The 18,154-nt window shown below is 31.6% G+C and carries 13 protein-coding genes; 9 read left to right on the top strand and 4 right to left on the bottom strand.

Annotation, left to right across the window (positions count from 1 at the left end):
- Positions 1-128: 128 nt before the first annotated feature.
- The 6 genes from ES045_RS12485 to ES045_RS12510 all read left to right on the top strand — a co-directional run bounded on the left by ES045_RS12485 (position 129) and on the right by ES045_RS12510 (position 6,667).
- The gene (locus ES045_RS12485) at positions 129-2,282 is read left to right on the top strand and encodes an alginate lyase family protein (protein WP_147116626.1); all 2,154 of its coding nucleotides are present in this window, start codon (positions 129-131) and stop codon (positions 2,280-2,282) included.
- A 152-nt stretch (positions 2,283-2,434) separates the two neighbouring features.
- Entirely contained in the window at positions 2,435-3,415 is a 981-nt protein-coding gene (locus tag ES045_RS12490) for a TRAP transporter substrate-binding protein (protein ID WP_147116627.1), read from the top strand.
- 52 nt (positions 3,416-3,467) lie between these two features.
- Positions 3,468-3,932 (top strand): TRAP transporter small permease, encoded by a 465-nt coding sequence (locus ES045_RS12495; protein WP_147116628.1) that lies wholly within the window; start codon positions 3,468-3,470, stop codon positions 3,930-3,932.
- A gap of 5 nt (positions 3,933-3,937) precedes the next feature.
- Positions 3,938-5,236, top strand: a complete 1,299-nt coding sequence (locus ES045_RS12500) for a TRAP transporter large permease (RefSeq protein WP_147116746.1) — start codon at positions 3,938-3,940, stop codon at positions 5,234-5,236.
- A 15-nt stretch (positions 5,237-5,251) separates the two neighbouring features.
- Positions 5,252-6,019: an alpha/beta hydrolase gene (locus ES045_RS12505; protein WP_147116629.1), complete on the top strand. Its 768-nt coding sequence runs from the start codon at positions 5,252-5,254 to the stop codon at positions 6,017-6,019.
- Between the two features lie 9 nt (positions 6,020-6,028).
- Positions 6,029-6,667: a carbohydrate-binding family 9-like protein gene (locus ES045_RS12510; protein WP_147116630.1), complete on the top strand. Its 639-nt coding sequence runs from the start codon at positions 6,029-6,031 to the stop codon at positions 6,665-6,667.
- Positions 6,668-6,792: 125 nt separating this feature from the next.
- On the opposite strand, the gene thrC is transcribed toward ES045_RS12510, so the two are convergent.
- The 4 genes from thrC to ES045_RS12530 all read right to left on the bottom strand — a co-directional run bounded on the left by thrC (position 6,793) and on the right by ES045_RS12530 (position 13,558).
- The gene (gene thrC / locus ES045_RS12515) at positions 6,793-8,079 is read right to left on the bottom strand and encodes a threonine synthase (RefSeq protein ID WP_147116631.1); all 1,287 of its coding nucleotides are present in this window, start codon (positions 8,077-8,079) and stop codon (positions 6,793-6,795) included.
- An 88-nt stretch (positions 8,080-8,167) separates the two neighbouring features.
- Complete coding sequence (locus ES045_RS12520) at positions 8,168-9,091, bottom strand: homoserine kinase (protein ID WP_147116632.1); 924 nt, start codon at positions 9,089-9,091, stop codon at positions 8,168-8,170.
- Positions 9,092-9,240: 149 nt separating this feature from the next.
- A complete protein-coding gene (gene thrA, locus ES045_RS12525) occupies positions 9,241-11,679 on the bottom strand; it encodes a bifunctional aspartate kinase/homoserine dehydrogenase I (protein ID WP_147116633.1) in 2,439 nt (812 codons plus the stop codon).
- 319 nt (positions 11,680-11,998) lie between these two features.
- Positions 11,999-13,558, bottom strand: a complete 1,560-nt coding sequence (locus ES045_RS12530) for a hypothetical protein (protein WP_147116634.1) — start codon at positions 13,556-13,558, stop codon at positions 11,999-12,001.
- A gap of 132 nt (positions 13,559-13,690) precedes the next feature.
- Here ES045_RS12530 and ES045_RS12535 point away from each other — a divergent pair, with 132 nt between their 5' ends.
- From ES045_RS12535 to ilvD, 3 genes are all read left to right on the top strand, one after another.
- Entirely contained in the window at positions 13,691-14,866 is a 1,176-nt protein-coding gene (locus tag ES045_RS12535; protein ID WP_147116635.1) for a 2-isopropylmalate synthase, read from the top strand.
- A gap of 97 nt (positions 14,867-14,963) precedes the next feature.
- On the top strand, positions 14,964-16,082 hold the full coding sequence (leuB, locus tag ES045_RS12540; protein WP_147116636.1) for a 3-isopropylmalate dehydrogenase: 1,119 nt from the start codon (positions 14,964-14,966) through the stop codon (positions 16,080-16,082).
- Positions 16,083-16,428: 346 nt separating this feature from the next.
- Positions 16,429-18,105 (top strand): dihydroxy-acid dehydratase, encoded by a 1,677-nt coding sequence (gene ilvD / locus ES045_RS12545; RefSeq protein WP_147116637.1) that lies wholly within the window; start codon positions 16,429-16,431, stop codon positions 18,103-18,105.
- Positions 18,106-18,154: the final 49 nt, after the last annotated feature.

The raw sequence follows: 18,154 nt of genomic DNA on the forward strand, positions 1-18,154 counted from the left end.
TATTATAGAGAGAAATAAGTTTAACGAATTGATAATTAATTAGTAGGTAATTTCTATTGCAATTTTAATTATATTTTTAGTATTGATTTATAGGCACATAAAATACTCATAAAATAAAGTAAATACACATGAAAATAAACTCTTTTCTTCTGCTTTTAGCAATGTCGGTTTGTCATATTTCTGCTCAAAATAAAAATGAAACGCTCTATAGTAAACTTGATTTTAAGCAAACAAAATTAAATGCTGTAGAGAAATTAATTTTAAATAATAAAGAACCTCAAGCTTTACAACGTTTACTTGATTTATACAGAGAAAAAGACAATTTATATCTACAAGTTGATAAAAAGGATGTCGCTTTCATTAAAAATAAGTATCCAGAGGATGTAGAAACAACCATTGAAGTTGCAAATCAGATTTTAGATAAGTTTTTCTTATTTCGATACGATTGGGATATGGAAAAAACAAATATTCCACATCAATTTGAGGGTGAAATTGATTGGACTGCAATTCCGAATGGAGATGAAGAATGGTGTTATATGCTAAATAGACACCGATTTTGGATAGATTTAGGGAAAGCATACTTACTAACAGAAGATGAAAAATACGCCAAAGAGTTTGTAGAGCAGGCAACACATTGGATAGATAATAATCCATTAAAGGACAGTTTAAAACGTTTGTCGTGGAGAAGAATAGAAGCTGGAATTCGTTGTGAAAACTGGATAAAATCTTTCGAGTATATTAAAAACTCGAAACATGTAACTCCTGCATTTTTATCTAAATTTTTAAATAGTTTAGAGGAACATGCTAATTATTTAAATAGCGATTTTAGTAATTTTTCTCAAACGAGTAATTGGGGTGTTTTAGAACTTCAAGGCTTGTTTAATGTTTCCCTTTTTTTAACCGAATTTAAATCGGCAAAAAAATGGCAAAAGGATGCAATAGATAAATTAACTACGTGTATAAATTTACAAATTCTACCAGACGGAACGCAATGGGAACAGTCACCAATGTATCATAATGAAGTTTTTCATTGCTATATGAATGTTAATTTGTTGGCGCAACAAAAAAACATACAACTTCCCAAAGCGATTGTGCAAAAAACCAAAGACATGGCTTATGCCAATGTAAAATGGCAGAAGCCTAATTTTCATCAACCTTTATTGGGGGATAGTGATGACACAGATATGAGAGGAATACTAACACTTGCAGCATATTTGTATTCAGATTCTGTTTTAAAATCGAGAGGGTTTAAAGAGTTAGATTATGAAACTTTCTTTTTATTGGGAAGTGAGAAAGCGAATCAATACAAGAATATTAAAAGTGTAGCTCCAGATTTTTCTACAACATTTCAACAAAGTTCTGGCGATTTATACATGAGAACTTCTTGGGAGCAAGATGCTACTTATGCTAGTTTTCATCTAAAAAAGTTAGGATGTGGGCACGGGCATGATAACCTTTTACATTTCACAATTTTTGCAAATCATACAGATTATTTGGTAGATGGAGGCAGATTTTCTTATGTAGATAATAATTGGCGTGAATTCTTTAAAAGTAATAAGAGTCATAATACTTTAGGGGTAGATGATTTACCAAATACCATTTATAAAGATTCTTGGATAAATAGTTATGAAGCGCGTTCTCAAGGAATTTACACAAAAATTACTGATGATTTTGATTATGGGGAAGCAGAAAATACGGCTTATAAAAGATTAGATAATCCTGTTTCTTTAAAAAGAAGATTGTTGTTTTTAAAACCAAATGTTTGGTTAGTTTTTGATAGTTTTTCTACCAGTGGAGAACATAAGTTTTCACAATACTTTAATTTTCCCAACAAAGAAGTTGAAGTTATAAATGATGGGTTAACGACAACCTATGCTAAAAATAACTTAAGAATTCAACCTATAAAAAAGGTAGAAATAGCATTAGAAGATTCTTGGTGGTCGCCAGAATACAACCTAAAGGAAGAAAGTAAAAGAGCAGAATTATTTAAAAAAGCGAAAGGATTTACCTCATTTATATCCGTTTTATATTTCCCCGAAGAAACTACTTTAAGCTACAAAAAAGTGCCCGTTTATAATAGAAATAACATTTTATTATCAGACGAAGTTGTAGAAGCAGTAACCCTTACTATAAGTGAAAAAGAATACACTTTTGTAGTTGTTCATAATTCGCCAGCACCAGCATCTCATTTTTTTAAAGTTCAAAATCAATTTGTTAGTGGAGAAGTTATTTTAATAGAAAAAAGTAAAAAAGACACACGTATTCATGTTATTAAGGAATAAGTGGTCATTACTACCGCTTCTTTGAACAGTATTACCCCTCTTTATTCTTTATGACATTAAGAACTTTATCATTCAATTAAATCTTTATTTTAAGTAAGGAAAACACTCGTTTTTTTTACTGAAATATCAAAATGATTTAAAAAATTTATTGAATGAAAAATATATATAAATTGATTGTGCTTGCTTTAGTTTTAATCATTTTTAATGCTTGCAATAATTTCAATCAACAAAAAACCATAAAACTAGCTCATGGTTTAGATATAAGTCATCCTGTTCACAAAGCGATGCTTTTTATGGGGAAAGAATTAGAAAAAAACTCAGAAGGAACTTTAAAATTAGAAATTTATCCGAATCAGCAATTAGGTTCAGAACGCCAATGTTTAGAATTATTGCAAATAGGAAGTTTAGATATGACTAAGGTTTCTGCAGCTGTTATGGAGAACTTTTCTCCGAACATGAAAGTTTTAGGATTGCCTTTTTTATTCAAAAATAAAGAACACACTTTTAATGTTTTAGATGGAGAAGTCGGTAAGAAATTATTAGATGGAGGTATAAAATATTGGTTAAAAGGTTTGGGCTATTATGATGCAGGAAGCAGAAGTTTTTATACAAAAGAAGCCCCTATTTTAAAACCAGAAAACTTAGAAGGTTTAAAAATTAGAGTGATGGAAAGCGTTACAGCCATGAACATGGTAAGTAACTTAGGCGGTTCTCCAACTCCAATTTCTTCAGGAGAATTATATACAGCTTTGCAACAAGGTGTTGTAGATGGTGCAGAAAATAATCCGCCAACATTTTATCTTTCAAGACACTATGAAGTTTGTAAGTACTTCTCTTTAGATGAACACACAACCATACCAGATGTATTAATTATGAGTACTCATTTGTGGGATAAATTATCGCCAAAAGAACAAGTTTGGATGCAAAGTGCAGTAGATGCTTCTGTAAAATATCAAAGAGAATTATGGGGGAAAGCAGAAACAGAAGCTTTAGAGGCTGTAGAAAAAGCTGGTGTAACAGTAGTAAGACCAGAAAAGCCTGCGTTTCAAGAGAAAGTTTCTAAGATGTATGAAGATTACAAAGACAATAAAGAAATATATGATTTAATTACAAAAATTAAAGCCGTACAATAAATAGTTTGCAGTATTCAGTAGCAGTTTATAGTTACCTAAATAATATTAAAAAATGAAATTCAGAAAAAAAATTGATAAAATACTAGGAGCTACACTTGCCATTATTATGGGAGTAATGGTTATAAATGTTTTATGGCAAGTATTTACTCGCTTTGTCATGGGAACACCAAGTTCTTTTACAGATGAACTTGCGCGTTATTTAATGATTTGGGTTGGTGTACTTGGTGCTGCATATATTTCTGGAAGAAGAATGCATGTAGCCATAGATTTGTTGCCAACAAAATTGAATAAAGAAGGACAAGTGAAATTGAAGATTTTCATTAATTGTATCATCATCTTATTTTGCTTTTTTGCTTTAGTTGGTGGCGGATTTAGATTGGTGTATATCACATTTACTTTAGGTCAGTTTTCACCAGCATTACAAATTCCTTTGTCAGTAGTTTATTTAGTAATTCCTATTAGTGGAATGTTGATTATTTACTATAAAATTTCTGATATTATATACAAACAATTATAATTATGATGGAATATTTACCCATACTCGTTTTAGTTTTTAGCTTTTTAGTTCTTTTATTAATAGGGGTTCCTGTTGCTTGGAGTATCGCGATATCATCCTTATTAACAATGATGGTGAGCATTCCTTTTGTGCCAGCATTAACTACGGTTTCTCAAAGAATAGGTACAGGTTTAGATAGTTTTGCACTACTTGCCATTCCGTTTTTTGTACTATCTGGTCAGCTCATGAACAAAGGAGGAATTGCCCATCGTTTAATAGATTTTGCCAAAACACTGGTCGGTTCACTTCCTGGAGGTTTGGCATTGATTAATGTAATTGCAGCGATGTTAATGGGATCTATTGCTGGTTCTGCAATGGCATCTGCTTCTGCAATGGGAAGTATTTTAGGTCCAGAAATGGAAAAAGAAGGATATTCTAAAGAATTCGGTGCAGCAGTAAATATTACTTCATCTACTGTGGGTTTAATTATTCCGCCAAGTAATGTGTTAATTATTTATTCTTTAGCAAGTGGAGGCGTTTCTATTGCAGCGCTTTTTATTGCTGGTTATATCCCAGGAATTCTAACAGGATTGTTGTTAATGGTTGTAGCTTCTTTTTGGGCAAAAAAGAAAGGTTATAAAGTAGGTGAAAAAAGCACACTAAAACAAGTAGGGAGTACTTTTGTGAAGGCTTTTCCTAGTTTAACATTATTGTTTGTAGTAATCGGAGGTATTGTAGGTGGTATTTTTACAGCTACAGAAGCTTCTGCAGTGGCTGTTTTATATACACTTATTTTAGGCTTTTTCTACAAAGAAATTAAGGTAAAAGATCTTCCCGAAATATTATTAGATTCTTGTGGTACAACAGCAATTGTAATGTTACTTATTGGGGCTTCTATGAGCATGTCTTGGGTAATGTCTTATGAAAATATTCCGCAAGATATTAGTAATTTATTATTGTCTTTAAGTGACAATCCGATTATTATTTTATTAATAATTAATTTAATATTGTTGTTTGTAGGTATTTTTATGGATATGACGCCTGCAGTTTTAATCTTTACACCAATATTCTTACCAATCATTGTAGCATTAGGAATGGATCCTATTCAATTCGGAATTGTAATGGTCTTAAATTTATGTGTAGGTTTGTGTACACCGCCGGTTGGCTCCGTCCTTTTTGTAGGGGTTGGCGTTGCCAATACCACCATAGAAAAAGTAATAAAACCATTATTACCGCTTTTTTTAGCCATGATTGTTTCGTTATTTTTAGTAACTTATTTTTCAGAATTAAGTCTTTGGTTGCCAAGAATGTTCGGATTGTTGTAAATTGATGATTAAAAAATGACAAACAAAATTTATCTATCGGAAGATAAAATGTCTAATCAATTAAAGGAGAAAAAAGAACCAATAACCACGTTTGACAAGTATAGTAATACCACTAAATTAATTGAGGTTACGCACCCATTAATAGAAATATTTGAACCCGAAGAAAATAACAATAACGGAAAGGCGATTTTAATTTGTCCTGGAGGCAGTTATAAAATACTCGCGATAGACAAAGAAGGAACAGAACCTGCGTTGTGGCTAAATACGTTAGGGTATACTACGTATGTTTTACAATACAGTATTCCAGATCAAAAAGAAGACGCTTTTAACGACATACAAAATGCGTTTAAAATTATAACAAAGAAGTTCGATCATACTAAAATTGGCGTGTTGGGTTTTTCTGCTGGTGCCGATTTATGTGCACAACTAAGTACTCGTTTTCTTGAAGTTTCTAAAACGTATGAAGATAAGGTGTGTCATTTTAAACCAGATTTTTTACTTTTAATTTATCCAGCGTATTTAGATTTAGGAGAAAATAAAACTATTTCACCTAATTTGTTGCAGGACAAAAATGTTCCACCTACTTTTATTTTTGGGACAGAGGATGATGCCTATTTTAATAGTGCACGTACTTTTGCAAACTATTTAAAATCATTAAAAAGTAATTTTGAATTACAGACTTTAACTTCTGGCGGTCACGGATATGGTTTAAGAAAAGGAAATAAAGCCGCAGAAACTTGGCCCGTTTTAGCAGAAAAATGGTTAAGATCTATAACAGAATAATTGATAAATATGAATAGCTACAAAGTAAATAAAATAAAAGATAAAGAAGTAATTATTTTAGGTGACGGAAATAACCCAATCTGGAAAAAAGCAAATAGTTTAACTGATTTTTCTTCTCCTTGGGATAATGAACCCGTTAAAAAAATAGAATTTAAGGCAATTCATAATTCAGAAAAGATATTTTTTCAATTTAAAGTTGATGATGATCAGACGCACATTCATCTTTCAGAAGATAAAAACGATAGTATTAATAGCTCTGATAGAGTAGAGTTGTTTTTTAGAAGTGATGCTTCTCTAGACCCCTATTATTGTTTAGAAATTGACACCACTGCTCGAATTATGGACTTTAAGGCACGACCAAATAGAAAATTAGATTTTAATTGGAATTGGCCAAGTAAAGATATTGAAGTAAAATCATCCGTAAATAAAGATTATTTTGTTGTAGAAATTGCAATTTCACTTCAATCTTTAAAAGATTTAAACTTGCTAAAAGATCGTTTTATTGAAACAGGAATTTATAGAGCAAAATACAATCAACAAAAAGATACTTCTTTCGAGCCAACTTGGATAACTTGGGTAAATCCGAATACCGAAACACCTGATTTTCATACGTCAACATCATTCGGGCTTTTAGAATTGGAAAACTAAATATTTAGATGCTGAAAATATAGACTAAAAAAAAAGGAAGCGTTAATCATTGGATTTCAAACCTAAAGGAAAATAGTAAGCATAAAAAAAGCCAATGAAATGAAGTTCATTGGCTTTTTACTTTTCTAAGATTTCATTAAAAAATCCTTTAAATCTTGATAATTAGCAGCTTTTATAGCCACTTTTTTATTGTTGATTACTTTCTTAATCTGCGCAGGAATTTCCACTTTAACAGGCAATGTTTCTTCTACAACATCTAAAAACTTTACTGGATGTGCAGTTTCTAGAAAAACGCCAAATTCGTTTTCTTTTAACCCATGTTTTTTCAAACCTAAATAACCAACAGCACCATGAGGATCTGCAACATACCCAGAATTTTTATAGATTTCTTTCATCGTTGCACGCGTTTCATCATCTGTAAAACTGTACGAAGAAAAAGCACTTTTAAGAGTTTCTAAGTCATTGTTAAATAATTCTTGTATTCTAATGAAATTACTCGGATTTCCAACATCCATTGCGTTAGAAATGGTTGCTTTAGATGGTTTGGGTTTGTAAACTCCGTCTACTAAATAATTAGGAACCGTATCGTTTACATTGGTAGCAGCTACAAAATGTTTAATTGGTAAACCTAATTTTTGTGCCATAATTCCGGCACAGATATTTCCAAAGTTTCCACTAGGAACAGAAAATATTAACTCTTTATTTTTTTTGTGTAATTCTTTATAAGCAAAGAAAAAGTAAAACATTTGTGGTAACCAACGCGCAACGTTAATTGAATTTGCTGAGGTTAATGTTTTTGTAATTTCCTCATCTAAAAAAGCAGTTTTCACCATTTCTTGGCAATCATCAAAAACACCATCGATTTCTAAAGCCGTTATATTCTGACCTAATGTTGTTAATTGTTTTTCTTGCACATCGCTTACTTTTCCCGAAGGATACAAAATAACCACATTTACACCTTTTGCACCTAAAAACCCGTTGGCAACAGCACCTCCAGTATCTCCAGAAGTTGCCACTAAAACCGTTATTTCTTCTTTGCTTCCTTGGTTGAAATACTCTAAACATTGTGCCATGAATTTTGCGCCAACATCTTTAAAAGCCATTGTGGGCCCATGAAATAATTCTAAAGAAGCAATATTATCATCGACTTTTACCAAAGGAAAATCAAAAGAAACAGTTTCTGCAATAATTTCTTTTAGTTTTTCAGTCGGAATTTCGTCACCTACAAACTGTTTAATTACTTCGTAAGCAATTTCATGGTTTGTATAGTCAGAAATATTTTCAATGAAATCTTTTGAAAGTTTCGTAATATTATCAGGGAAATAAATTCCTCTATCTTTTGCAAGACCTTGTACAACTGCGTTTTTAAAAGTTGATACTGGCGATTTATGGTGTAAACTGTAGTAGTTCATTTTGTGATTATTAGTCATTGTGAGAGAAACGAAGCAATCTGTTTGTTTGAAAGAGATTACTTCAGTCATTCTTCTTTCGTAATGACGGTTAATTTATAGTCTTTATTCCTTCGTGATTCACTTTTGAAATAAACATTTCAAAGTCAATTCCAGTCTTTTTATAAGTTTCTTCGATACTTTTGTAAACCTCTTTTGCAATTTTATCACCTTTACAAAGTGCGAAAATTGTAGGTCCAGATCCACTAATTCCAGCTCCCAAAGCACCTGCTTTTGTTGCGCTATTTTTAACATCATCAAAAAACGGAATTAAACCTTTACGAGCAGGTTCTACAATAATGTCTACCAAAGAATTACTGATTAAATTGTAATTGTTGGTATATAGACCGCTAATTAATCCACCAACATTTGCCCATTGTGTAACGGCATCTTTTAATGCAATTTCTGTTGGTAAAACATCTCTAGCATCTTTTGTCTTTATTGCTATTTGCGGATGAATGGCAACAACTCTCAATTCATTAGGAACCGGCAATTTTATGATTTCTAAAGGACTGTAGCTTCTTACCAAAACAAAACCGCCATAAATTGCAGCAGCAACATTGTCTGCAATCGGGGTTCCACAAGCAACTTCTTCGCCAAACATGGCAAATTTTGTCAATTCTAAATCAGTATAAATATTTCCTAATAACTTGTTTGCGCCAAAAGCAGCACCAGCAGCACTAGCCGCAGAACTTCCTAATCCGCTTCCTGGAGAAAAACCTTTGTGAATTGTTAATTCTATTCCGAAATCTGCATTTGCTTCATTTAGTATTTTTTTAACAACGGCACTTGCAGCATTTTCATCAACGTTATAGGTCAAGTTTGCCCCTGTAATATTGGTGATTTTAACACCTTTTTCTGTTGTTTTTGTAAAGGTCATTTCATCTCCAATTGCATCCACAGCAAAGCCTAGAGAATCAAAACCACAAGAAACATTAGCAACAGTAGCAGGAGCAAATATTTTTAAATAATCCATTTTTATTAGTTTGCAGTCTACCGTCTTCAGTTGGCGGTCAGTAAATAACTGAAAAGTGCCCATTGAATACTTGACTTTTTTATTTTTAGTAACAAATTTTAGCTAGTTTTTGATTGCTAACTGTGGACTGCCTACTGCCCACTGAAACCTTATTTATTAGCGATTCTAATTACATCAGCAAAAATACCAGAAGCCGTAACATCTGCACCAGCACCAGCACCTTTTATAATTAAAGGATTTTCTGGATACCTGTCTGTAAAGAACAATACAATATTATCACTTCCTTCTAAATTATAAAAAGGATGATCTGACGGAATGTGTTGCAAGCCAACATTTGCTTTTCCATCTACAAATTCAGCTACATATTTTAATCTGCAATTTTTGTCATTAGCTTCTTTAAAGATGTTTTGAAAATGAGCCTCGTTTTTAGTTAATGATGCGTAAAAATCATCATTATTGGTTGTTTTTAAACTGTCTTCAGGTAAAAAAGCATTGTTTTTAATGTCTGCTAATTCTAATTGATACCCACTTTCTCTAGCTAAAATTAAAATTTTACGAGCAACATCAACACCGCTTAAATCAATTTTTGGATCTGGTTCTGTATACCCTTCTTTTTGAGCAGCAGCAACCACATCATGAAAAGTTGAATCTGCATTAAAGTTATTAAAAACAAAGTTTAAGCTTCCAGATAAAACAGCCTGAATTTTATGAACGCTATCGCCAGAATTAATTAAATTTTTAAGAGTATCTATTATTGGTAAACCTGCGCCAACATTTGTTTCAAACAAGAAAGAAGCATTGTATTTTCTAGAAACTTGTTTTAAAGTTTTATAATTATCAAAACTAGACGCACATGCAATTTTGTTACAAGTTACTACAGAAATGCTATCGCGTAAATACTTTTCATATACTTCAGAAACTTGCTTATTTGCAGTATTGTCTATAAAAACGCTATTTATAAGATTAGATTCTTTTACTTTTTTATGAAAACTGTCTAAAGTAGTTGGTTCTCCTTTTTCTAATGCATCTTTCCAATTTTTTAGGTCGATACCGTCATTATTGAAAGCCATCTTTCTAGAATTCGCAATTCCGATAACCTTTATACTTAGTTTTAAGTTCTCTTTTAAGAATTTATTTTGTTGTTGTAATTGCGCTAAAAAGCGTTCACCAACATTACCAACACCTGTTACAAATAAGTTTAATTGTTTTGTTCTTTCTTCAAAGAATTGCTCATGTAAGGTATTTAGAGCTTTTTTTGCATCGTGTTTGTTAATAACAGCAGAAATATTTTTTTCGGATGAACCTTGTGCAATTGCTCTCACATTCACATTATTTCTTCCTAAGGCGCTAAACATTTGTCCGCTTAAACCTTGGTAATTTTTCATGCTCTCACCAACCACTGCAATAATTGCCAAATCACTTTCTACAATAATTGGTTTTATTTTTTTTCTATCTATTTCTGCGGTAAAAGTTTCGTCTAAAAGTTCTTTTGCTTTTGCAGCATCATTTTCAAAAACACCTACACAAATTGAATGTTCTGAAGAAGCTTGTGTAATAAAAACGACATTTATTTTTGCAACAGAAAGCGTTTCAAATAAACGTTTAGAAAAACCAGGGATTCCAACCATTCCTCCGCCTTCTAAAGTAATTAAGCTAACGTCTTCAATATGAGAAATTCCTTTAACATCATCGCTGTTGTTAGGGTTTTTACAAATTAAAGTTCCGGCACTTTCTGGGTCAAATGTATTTTTAATTCGAATAGGAATTTCTTTTCTTAAAGCAGGTTGAATTGTTGGTGGATATAAAACTTTTGCGCCAAAATGAGATAATTCCATAGCTTCTTCATACGAAATTTCTGAAATAGGATATGCCTGTTTTACAACTCTTGGGTTCGCTGTAAACATTCCAGGTACGTCTGTCCAGATTTGTAATTCAGTTGCATTTAAAGCTGCGGCATAAATAGAAGCAGAAAAATCTGATCCTCCTCTACCTAGCGTAGTTACTTCACCATTAATATTAGAAGAAATAAAGCCACCTAAAACAGTAACTAGGTGTTTGTTTTGGTCAAAAAATGAGGTAATATTTTTATTTGTAATTTTAAAATTCACTTGCGCGTTTAGGTAGTCATTATTCGCAATTATTAAGTCGCTACTATCTTTATGCGCAGCGTCAAATAATTCTTTTGCAGCGTTTGCAATGATAAAAGAAGAAAGTCTTTCGCCAAAGCTAGAAACTTTTGCAAGTGTTTTGTTAGACAATTCTTGCAGTAAAAAAATACCTTCGTAAATAGCATTTACTCTGTCAAATAAATAGTTAATTTCTTCTGAAACTGCCGTTTTATCTTCAGAAATCAAAGCATCAATTATTTGATAATGCAATTCTTTAATGGTTTCTAAAATTTCTTTAGCAGCATTAATATCTTCCAAAGCAATATTAGCAGCTGCCAATAATTTGTTTGTGGTTTTACCAAAAGCAGAAACTACCACTGCTATTTTTTGATTTTTAGATTCATTAGCAACAATGGCTAAGACCTTTTGTATGTTTTCTGAGTTTGCGACAGATGAGCCGCCAAATTTTAATACTTTCATTGGTAATGAATAGTTTGTGTAATTTAATTTTTATTGAATTAATTTCGATGTTATTCGAAATTATAGATGCCCTAGATTGATATGAATATATAAAACCCCTAAAGGGTAATAATTGTAGAAGAAATGCGCGTAATTGTATCCATAGAAATACCAACTATAGAAATAGTTTGAATGGTTTTTATATTTAAATTGGAAATACTCACGAAGTAAAAGTATTATTTATATTTAATTTACGCTCATTTAATGTGAACTATTTTTATAAATAACAGCATTAATGTGATATTATTATAATTAACAAGTTAAATTTATGAATTTAAAATTACTTAGTAAGCAGTTTTGCTTTTTCTTTAATAATTAAAGCAATAGGTTTGTTTTCTATTTTACTTTCTAACCAAGATAATATATCTAAATATAAAAAGGCTCTTTTTTCATACGGATGATTTTCGAACGTTTTTAATTTTGTATGAATTTTCTTGAATTCGTTTTTAATTTCATGTGGAAAAACATCACTTAAGTCTCTAATAGAAGTTAGAAAAACTTTCTGCACTTCTTGTAGATTTTCCATTTTTAGTAAGAATTTATAGGTGTCTACAAATTGTCTTTCTAAATCATAATCTAAACCACATTCATAATGTGCAATCAAATTTAAAATACGTGCAAAACATTGTAAATCTTCTGCGGAACTTAAATTTTTAGATTTGATAATTTTTTGCAGGTACGCAATACATTCTCTGTTTTTTCCCATTCCGAAATACAAACAAGCAATCTTGTAGTATAATAAAACTACATAATGATTGTCTAGTCTATTTCTATATTTTTCAATTTTAGCATTAATTATAGCGACTAAATACTCTCCTTTTTCAAAAGTACCCTCTAAAAAGTGTAAGTGCAATTTATTAGAGTACAAATACAAGAAAATAAGAAGTTCTGTATTGGTATTTAAAGGAATTTCTTTGTTCTCGATTTCGGTCTCAAAACCTACTAATTCTTCTTTAAATGTTGACAATTTTTTTACTAAAAAAGAAGCTTCTAATAAGTAATTTTTAGATTTTAAATAGAAAACAGGGTGGGAATGAATTAACTTAGAATTGTCGAATAAATAAACACATTTTTTAGCATATTTATAGCTCAGTAAAAAATCTTGAATTAAAAAACTATGCCATAAATGTGCTTTGTATAACCATAATTTCTCTCTAAAACCTAAAGTCTGATAATCGTATTTAGGCATTCTATCATTAAAATAAGTTTCTACAAATTGTACCTCTTTTTCGTTTTTCACATAACCGTTCTGTAATAAATGGCTATAGAGTTGTAAGGATAAATTAGAGAGTTTGCTGGCAATTACGTTTTGCTGACTTAATTCTTTTGCTTGTATAGATAGTTGGTCTGCTCTATTACTTATACTTCTAGTAATGTATTGTGTTTCTATAACTTTTTCTAATTCTACAATTTCATAAGCAACGTTTTTTTCTTCATGATCTAAAGCCATGTTTTTGGCTTTTTCTAAGAGTTTTAAACTTTGTTTATACAATCCTTTTTGATATAAAACGGTTGCAAAATCTAATTGTTCTCGAATCTGAATACGAACATTTTTATGCGCAGGGTTTAACCGTAAACTAATTAATATTTGTTTGTATAAATGTGCTTTTAAATTAGACAGTTGCTGTTTAGAAACAATTCCGCTTCCTATAATTACTTTTTCATCATAAATTTTAAGTTTTTCTAAAAACTTAAATAAAGAGAAGAATTTTGCATCAATATTGCCACCTAATCTTCCTACATAAAGATTAAATTGTCTCTTTTCTGACTTTGTTAAAGACTTAATAAGAACAAAAAGAGCATCATTTTGTTGATTGGCGGATGTAATGATTTTACTCATAATATATTGATAATCAAATTATTAATTATTATTGATTTGCTTTAGAAATCGTGTGTAACTAAATGTTAACTAATGTATTGAAAAGGCAAGGTATATATTTGATTTATAATAAGTACAATCTTTATAGAAATTATGCAAGACAATCAAGTACAAATTTTCGACACAACACTAAGAGATGGAGAGCAAGTTCCTGGGTGTAAATTAGATACACATCAGAAATTGGTAATTGCTGAACGTTTAGATTTATTGGGAGTAAACGTTATTGAAGCCGGTTTTCCTGTTTCTAGTCCTGGAGATTTCAACTCGGTTTCGGAAATTGCAAAAATTATAAAAAATGCAACAGTTTGTGGTTTAACCAGAGCTGTAGAAAATGATATAAAAGTAGCTGCAGAAGCTTTAAAATATGCAAAGTATCCTAGAATTCATACAGGTATTGGTACGAGCGATTCTCATATAAAATTCAAATTTAACTCCACAAGAGAAAAAGTAATAGAGCGTGCTGTAAAAGCAGTTGCTTATTCTAAATCTTTTGTAGAAGATGTAGAATTTTATGCAGAAGATGCGGGTAGAACAGACAATGAATATTTAGCGAGAGTTTGCGAAGAAGTTATTAAAGCTGGTGCAACTGTTTTAAATATTCCAGATACAACAGGGTATTGTTTGCCGGAAGAATATGGTGCTAAAATAAAATATTTGCGTGAAAATGTAAGAGGAATTGAGAATGTAATTCTTTCTTGTCATTGTCATAACGATTTAGGTATGGCAACTGCAAATTCGATTGCAGGAGTTATAAATGGCGCACGACAAATTGAATGCACCATAAATGGTATCGGAGAACGAGCAGGAAATACAGCCTTAGAAGAGGTTGTAATGGTGTTAAAACAACATCCTTATTTGAATTTAGAAACTTCAATCAATACAAAATTATTGTATGACACAAGTATCTTAGTTCGTGAAAGTATGGGAATGCCTGTGCAACCAAACAAAGCAATTGTTGGTGCAAATGCATTTGCACATAGTTCTGGTATTCATCAAGACGGAGTTATAAAAAACAGAGAGACCTACGAAATTATGGATCCTGAAGACGTTGGTGTTACTGAAAGTGCCATTGTTTTAACCGCTAGAAGTGGTAGAGCAGCATTGGCTTACAGAGCAAAAAAAATTGGTTACGAGCTAACCAAAGTACAGTTAGATATTGCTTATGATGCATTTTTGAGTACTGCAGACCAGCAAAAAGAAGTAAAAGATGAAGATATTCATTGCATAATGACAGAAGTTAACAAAACATCAAAAATAGCAATCGCTTAAAAAATATAACAATTTGTCTTCATTGGTAGCTATGTGTTTTTAAATGTAAAGATTTAGAATTATAGCTACCTTTGTTAACTACAAAAAAGAAACTCGTATGAAATATTCAATTGCTGTAATTCCAGGAGATGGTATTGGACCGGAAGTAACTAATCAAGCAAAAAAAGCATTAGATGCTGTTGCCGAAATTTACGATCATGTTTTTTTGTATAAGGAAGCTCAAATGGGCGCATGTGCAATAGATGCAACAGGAAATCCTTTACCAGAAGAGACTATTGAGATTTGCAAAAAAGCAGATGCTATTCTATTTGGTGCAATTGGCGATCCAAAATACAACGATCCTTCTTTAAAAATTAGACCAGAGCAAGGTTTATTAAACTTAAGACAAGAGTTAGATCTTTTTTGCAACATAAATCCTGTTAGAGCCTACGATCAATTAATAAAAAATTCTCCATTAAGAAGAGAAATTATCAAAGGAACAGATATTGTTATTTTTAGAGAAATAACTGGCGGAATTTACTTCGGAAAAAAAGAAGTAAGTAAAGATGGTAAATCTGCTTTTGATGTTTGTTCATATACGGTAGCTCAAATTTCTAGAATTACACATTTAGCATTTAAAGCAGCGCAAAGTAGAAAAAATAAAGTGACGCTTATAGATAAATCAAACGTGTTAGAAACATCACGTTTATGGAGAAAAACAGTTACAGAAATAGCAAAACAATACAAAGATGTAGAATTAGAACATTTGTATGCAGACAATGCTGCAATGAAGTTAATTCTAAATCCTAAAAAGTTTGATGTAATTCTCACAGAAAATTTTATAGGAGATATCATTTCAGATGAAGCAAGTGTAATTTCAGGCTCCATTGGTTTGTTGGCATCTTCTTCAATAGGAAATGAGAATGCTTTATTTGCGCCGGTTCACGGAACTTTTCCAGAAGCAAAAGGCAAAGATATTGCAAATCCTTTGGCATCTATTTTGTCGGCTGCCATGATGTTAGAGCATTTAGGTTTGCATGAAGAAGCAAATGCAATCGAGAGAGCTGTAGAAAAATCTTTAGATTTAAATATTACCACAGAAGACATCAAAGGGAAAAATAAATATGCTGCACCGACTTCTAAAGTGGGAGATTTTATTGCAGATTATATTCTAAATCAACAAGATAGTAATTTGAACTTTAAGAATATTCACATGGGACAAAGTACTATTATTTAAGAATAGCGAAGTTTTACTTGGAAAATTGAATTTAATTTCCAAATATTTGAATTATGAAAAAACAAGTATTAAATATTATTTCTGTCATTATTTTCATCGTAATTATTACGACGTGATAGGGAAGTGATATTTATATTTTTTATAAACGAACCTTCCATGAAATTGGAAGGTTTTTTTATGGAAATTTTTTAATAGTTGAATGTCATAATAAAAAACATTTAAACACTTGCATTTCAATATTTTAAACCATTTTTTTAACACGTGGATTTAAACACAAGCATTGAATTTTATTCAATGAAAATAGAGAAAAAGAGTAATTTAGTCAACAAATTGAAGAAAACAATAAATGGAATTAAATAAACACAGCAAAAGGTTAACACAAGATGAATCTCAACCCGCATCACAAGCAATGTTGTATGCCGTAGGTTTAACAGATGAAGACATGAGCAAAGCTCAAGTTGGTATTGCAAGTACAGGTTATGATGGGAACCCATGTAACATGCACTTAAACAATTTGGCTGCAGAGGTTAAAATTGAATCTAATATTGCAGGTTTGGTTGGTTTAGGATTTAATACAATTGGAGTTTCAGATGGAATTTCTATGGGAACTTCAGGGATGAATTACTCATTGGCTTCAAGAGATATTATTGCCGATTCAATAGAAACGGTTGTAAATGCACAAAGTTATGATGCATTGGTTTCTGTAGTTGGTTGTGATAAGAACATGCCAGGAGCAGTTATTGCAATGTTGCGTTTAAATCGTCCGTCAATCATGATGTATGGTGGTACAATTGCATCTGGAAATTATAAAGGAAAAAAATTAAATATCGTTTCTGCTTTTGAAGCTTTAGGTCAGAAAATGGCAGGAGAAATAGAGGAAGATGAATATAGAGAGATTATAAAAAGAGCCATTCCAGGAGCTGGTGCTTGTGGCGGAATGTACACCGCAAATACCATGGCTTCTGCAATAGAATGTATGGGTTTTTCGTTGCCCTATAATTCATCAATACCAGCAGAAAACCCGAATAAATTATCTGAAGCTGAGAGAACTGCTTTAGCAATTAAAAACTTACTAGAATTAGATTTAAAACCTTTAGACATCATTTCTAAAAAATCTTTAGAAAACGCAATTGCTATTGTAAATGCTCTAGGAGGTTCTACAAATGCAGTATTGCACTTTTTAGCAATTGCACATGCTGCAGATATTGAGTTTACTTTGGCAGATTTTCAAAGAGTTTCCGATAGAACTCCGCTAATTGCAGATTTAAAACCCTCTGGTAAATACTTAATGGAAGATGTTCATGGAGTGGGTGGTACGCCTGCAATTATGAAGTATTTATTGCAAGAAGGATATTTGCACGGAAACTGTATGACGGTTACCGGTAAAACATTAGCAGAAAATTTAGAAAGTGTACAGGCAATGGAATTTGATGAGCAAGATGTGATTTTTCCAAAAGATAAGGCATTAAAATCATCTGGAAACATTCAAATAATTTATGGAAATCTTGCCGAAGAAGGAGCTGTTGCAAAAATTTCTGGAAACGAAGGATTACTTTTTGAAGGAAAAGCGGTGGTGTACGATGGAGAACAAGCAGCAAACACAGGTATTGCTAACGGAGAAGTAGAAAGAGGAGATGTAGTCGTCATTCGCTATGTTGGGCCTAAAGGAGGACCAGGCATGCCAGAAATGTTAAAGCCAACTTCGTTAATTATGGGAGCAGGTTTAGGAAAATCTGTAGCTTTAATTACAGATGGTCGTTTTTCTGGAGGAACCCATGGTTTTGTGGTTGGACATATTACACCAGAAGCACAATCTGGAGGTACAATCGGAATTCTAGAAACAGGTGATAAAATTAGAATTAGTGCAGAAGACAATGCTATAAATGTTTTAATTTCTGATGAAGAAATTGCCTTAAGAAAATTGAAGTGGGTTGCACCACCATTAAAGCATACAAAAGGAATTTTATATAAATACGCAAAAACGGTAGCATCTGCTTCTAAAGGATGTGTTACAGATTTATAAAAAGAATAAAGAAATAAGAGAAAAGAAAATAGAAAAAATAGAAACTAAA

The organism is Polaribacter sp. IC073, from assembly GCF_007997075.1.
GTDB lineage: Bacteria > Bacteroidota > Bacteroidia > Flavobacteriales > Flavobacteriaceae > Polaribacter.

Coding starts and splice junctions, on each gene's coding strand:
- ES045_RS12530 (WP_147116634.1), bottom strand. CDS start 13,558: ATGAGTAAAATCATTACATCCGCCAATCAACAAAATGATGCTCTTTTT.
- leuB (WP_147116636.1), top strand. CDS start 14,964: ATGAAATATTCAATTGCTGTAATTCCAGGAGATGGTATTGGACCGGAA.
- ES045_RS12510 (WP_147116630.1), top strand. CDS start 6,029: ATGAATAGCTACAAAGTAAATAAAATAAAAGATAAAGAAGTAATTATT.
- ilvD (WP_147116637.1), top strand. CDS start 16,429: ATGGAATTAAATAAACACAGCAAAAGGTTAACACAAGATGAATCTCAA.
- ES045_RS12505 (WP_147116629.1), top strand. CDS start 5,252: ATGACAAACAAAATTTATCTATCGGAAGATAAAATGTCTAATCAATTA.
- ES045_RS12490 (WP_147116627.1), top strand. CDS start 2,435: ATGAAAAATATATATAAATTGATTGTGCTTGCTTTAGTTTTAATCATT.
- ES045_RS12495 (WP_147116628.1), top strand. CDS start 3,468: ATGAAATTCAGAAAAAAAATTGATAAAATACTAGGAGCTACACTTGCC.
- ES045_RS12500 (WP_147116746.1), top strand. CDS start 3,938: ATGGAATATTTACCCATACTCGTTTTAGTTTTTAGCTTTTTAGTTCTT.
- ES045_RS12535 (WP_147116635.1), top strand. CDS start 13,691: ATGCAAGACAATCAAGTACAAATTTTCGACACAACACTAAGAGATGGA.
- thrA (WP_147116633.1), bottom strand. CDS start 11,679: ATGAAAGTATTAAAATTTGGCGGCTCATCTGTCGCAAACTCAGAAAAC.
- thrC (WP_147116631.1), bottom strand. CDS start 8,079: ATGAACTACTACAGTTTACACCATAAATCGCCAGTATCAACTTTTAAA.
- ES045_RS12520 (WP_147116632.1), bottom strand. CDS start 9,091: ATGGATTATTTAAAAATATTTGCTCCTGCTACTGTTGCTAATGTTTCT.
- ES045_RS12485 (WP_147116626.1), top strand. CDS start 129: ATGAAAATAAACTCTTTTCTTCTGCTTTTAGCAATGTCGGTTTGTCAT.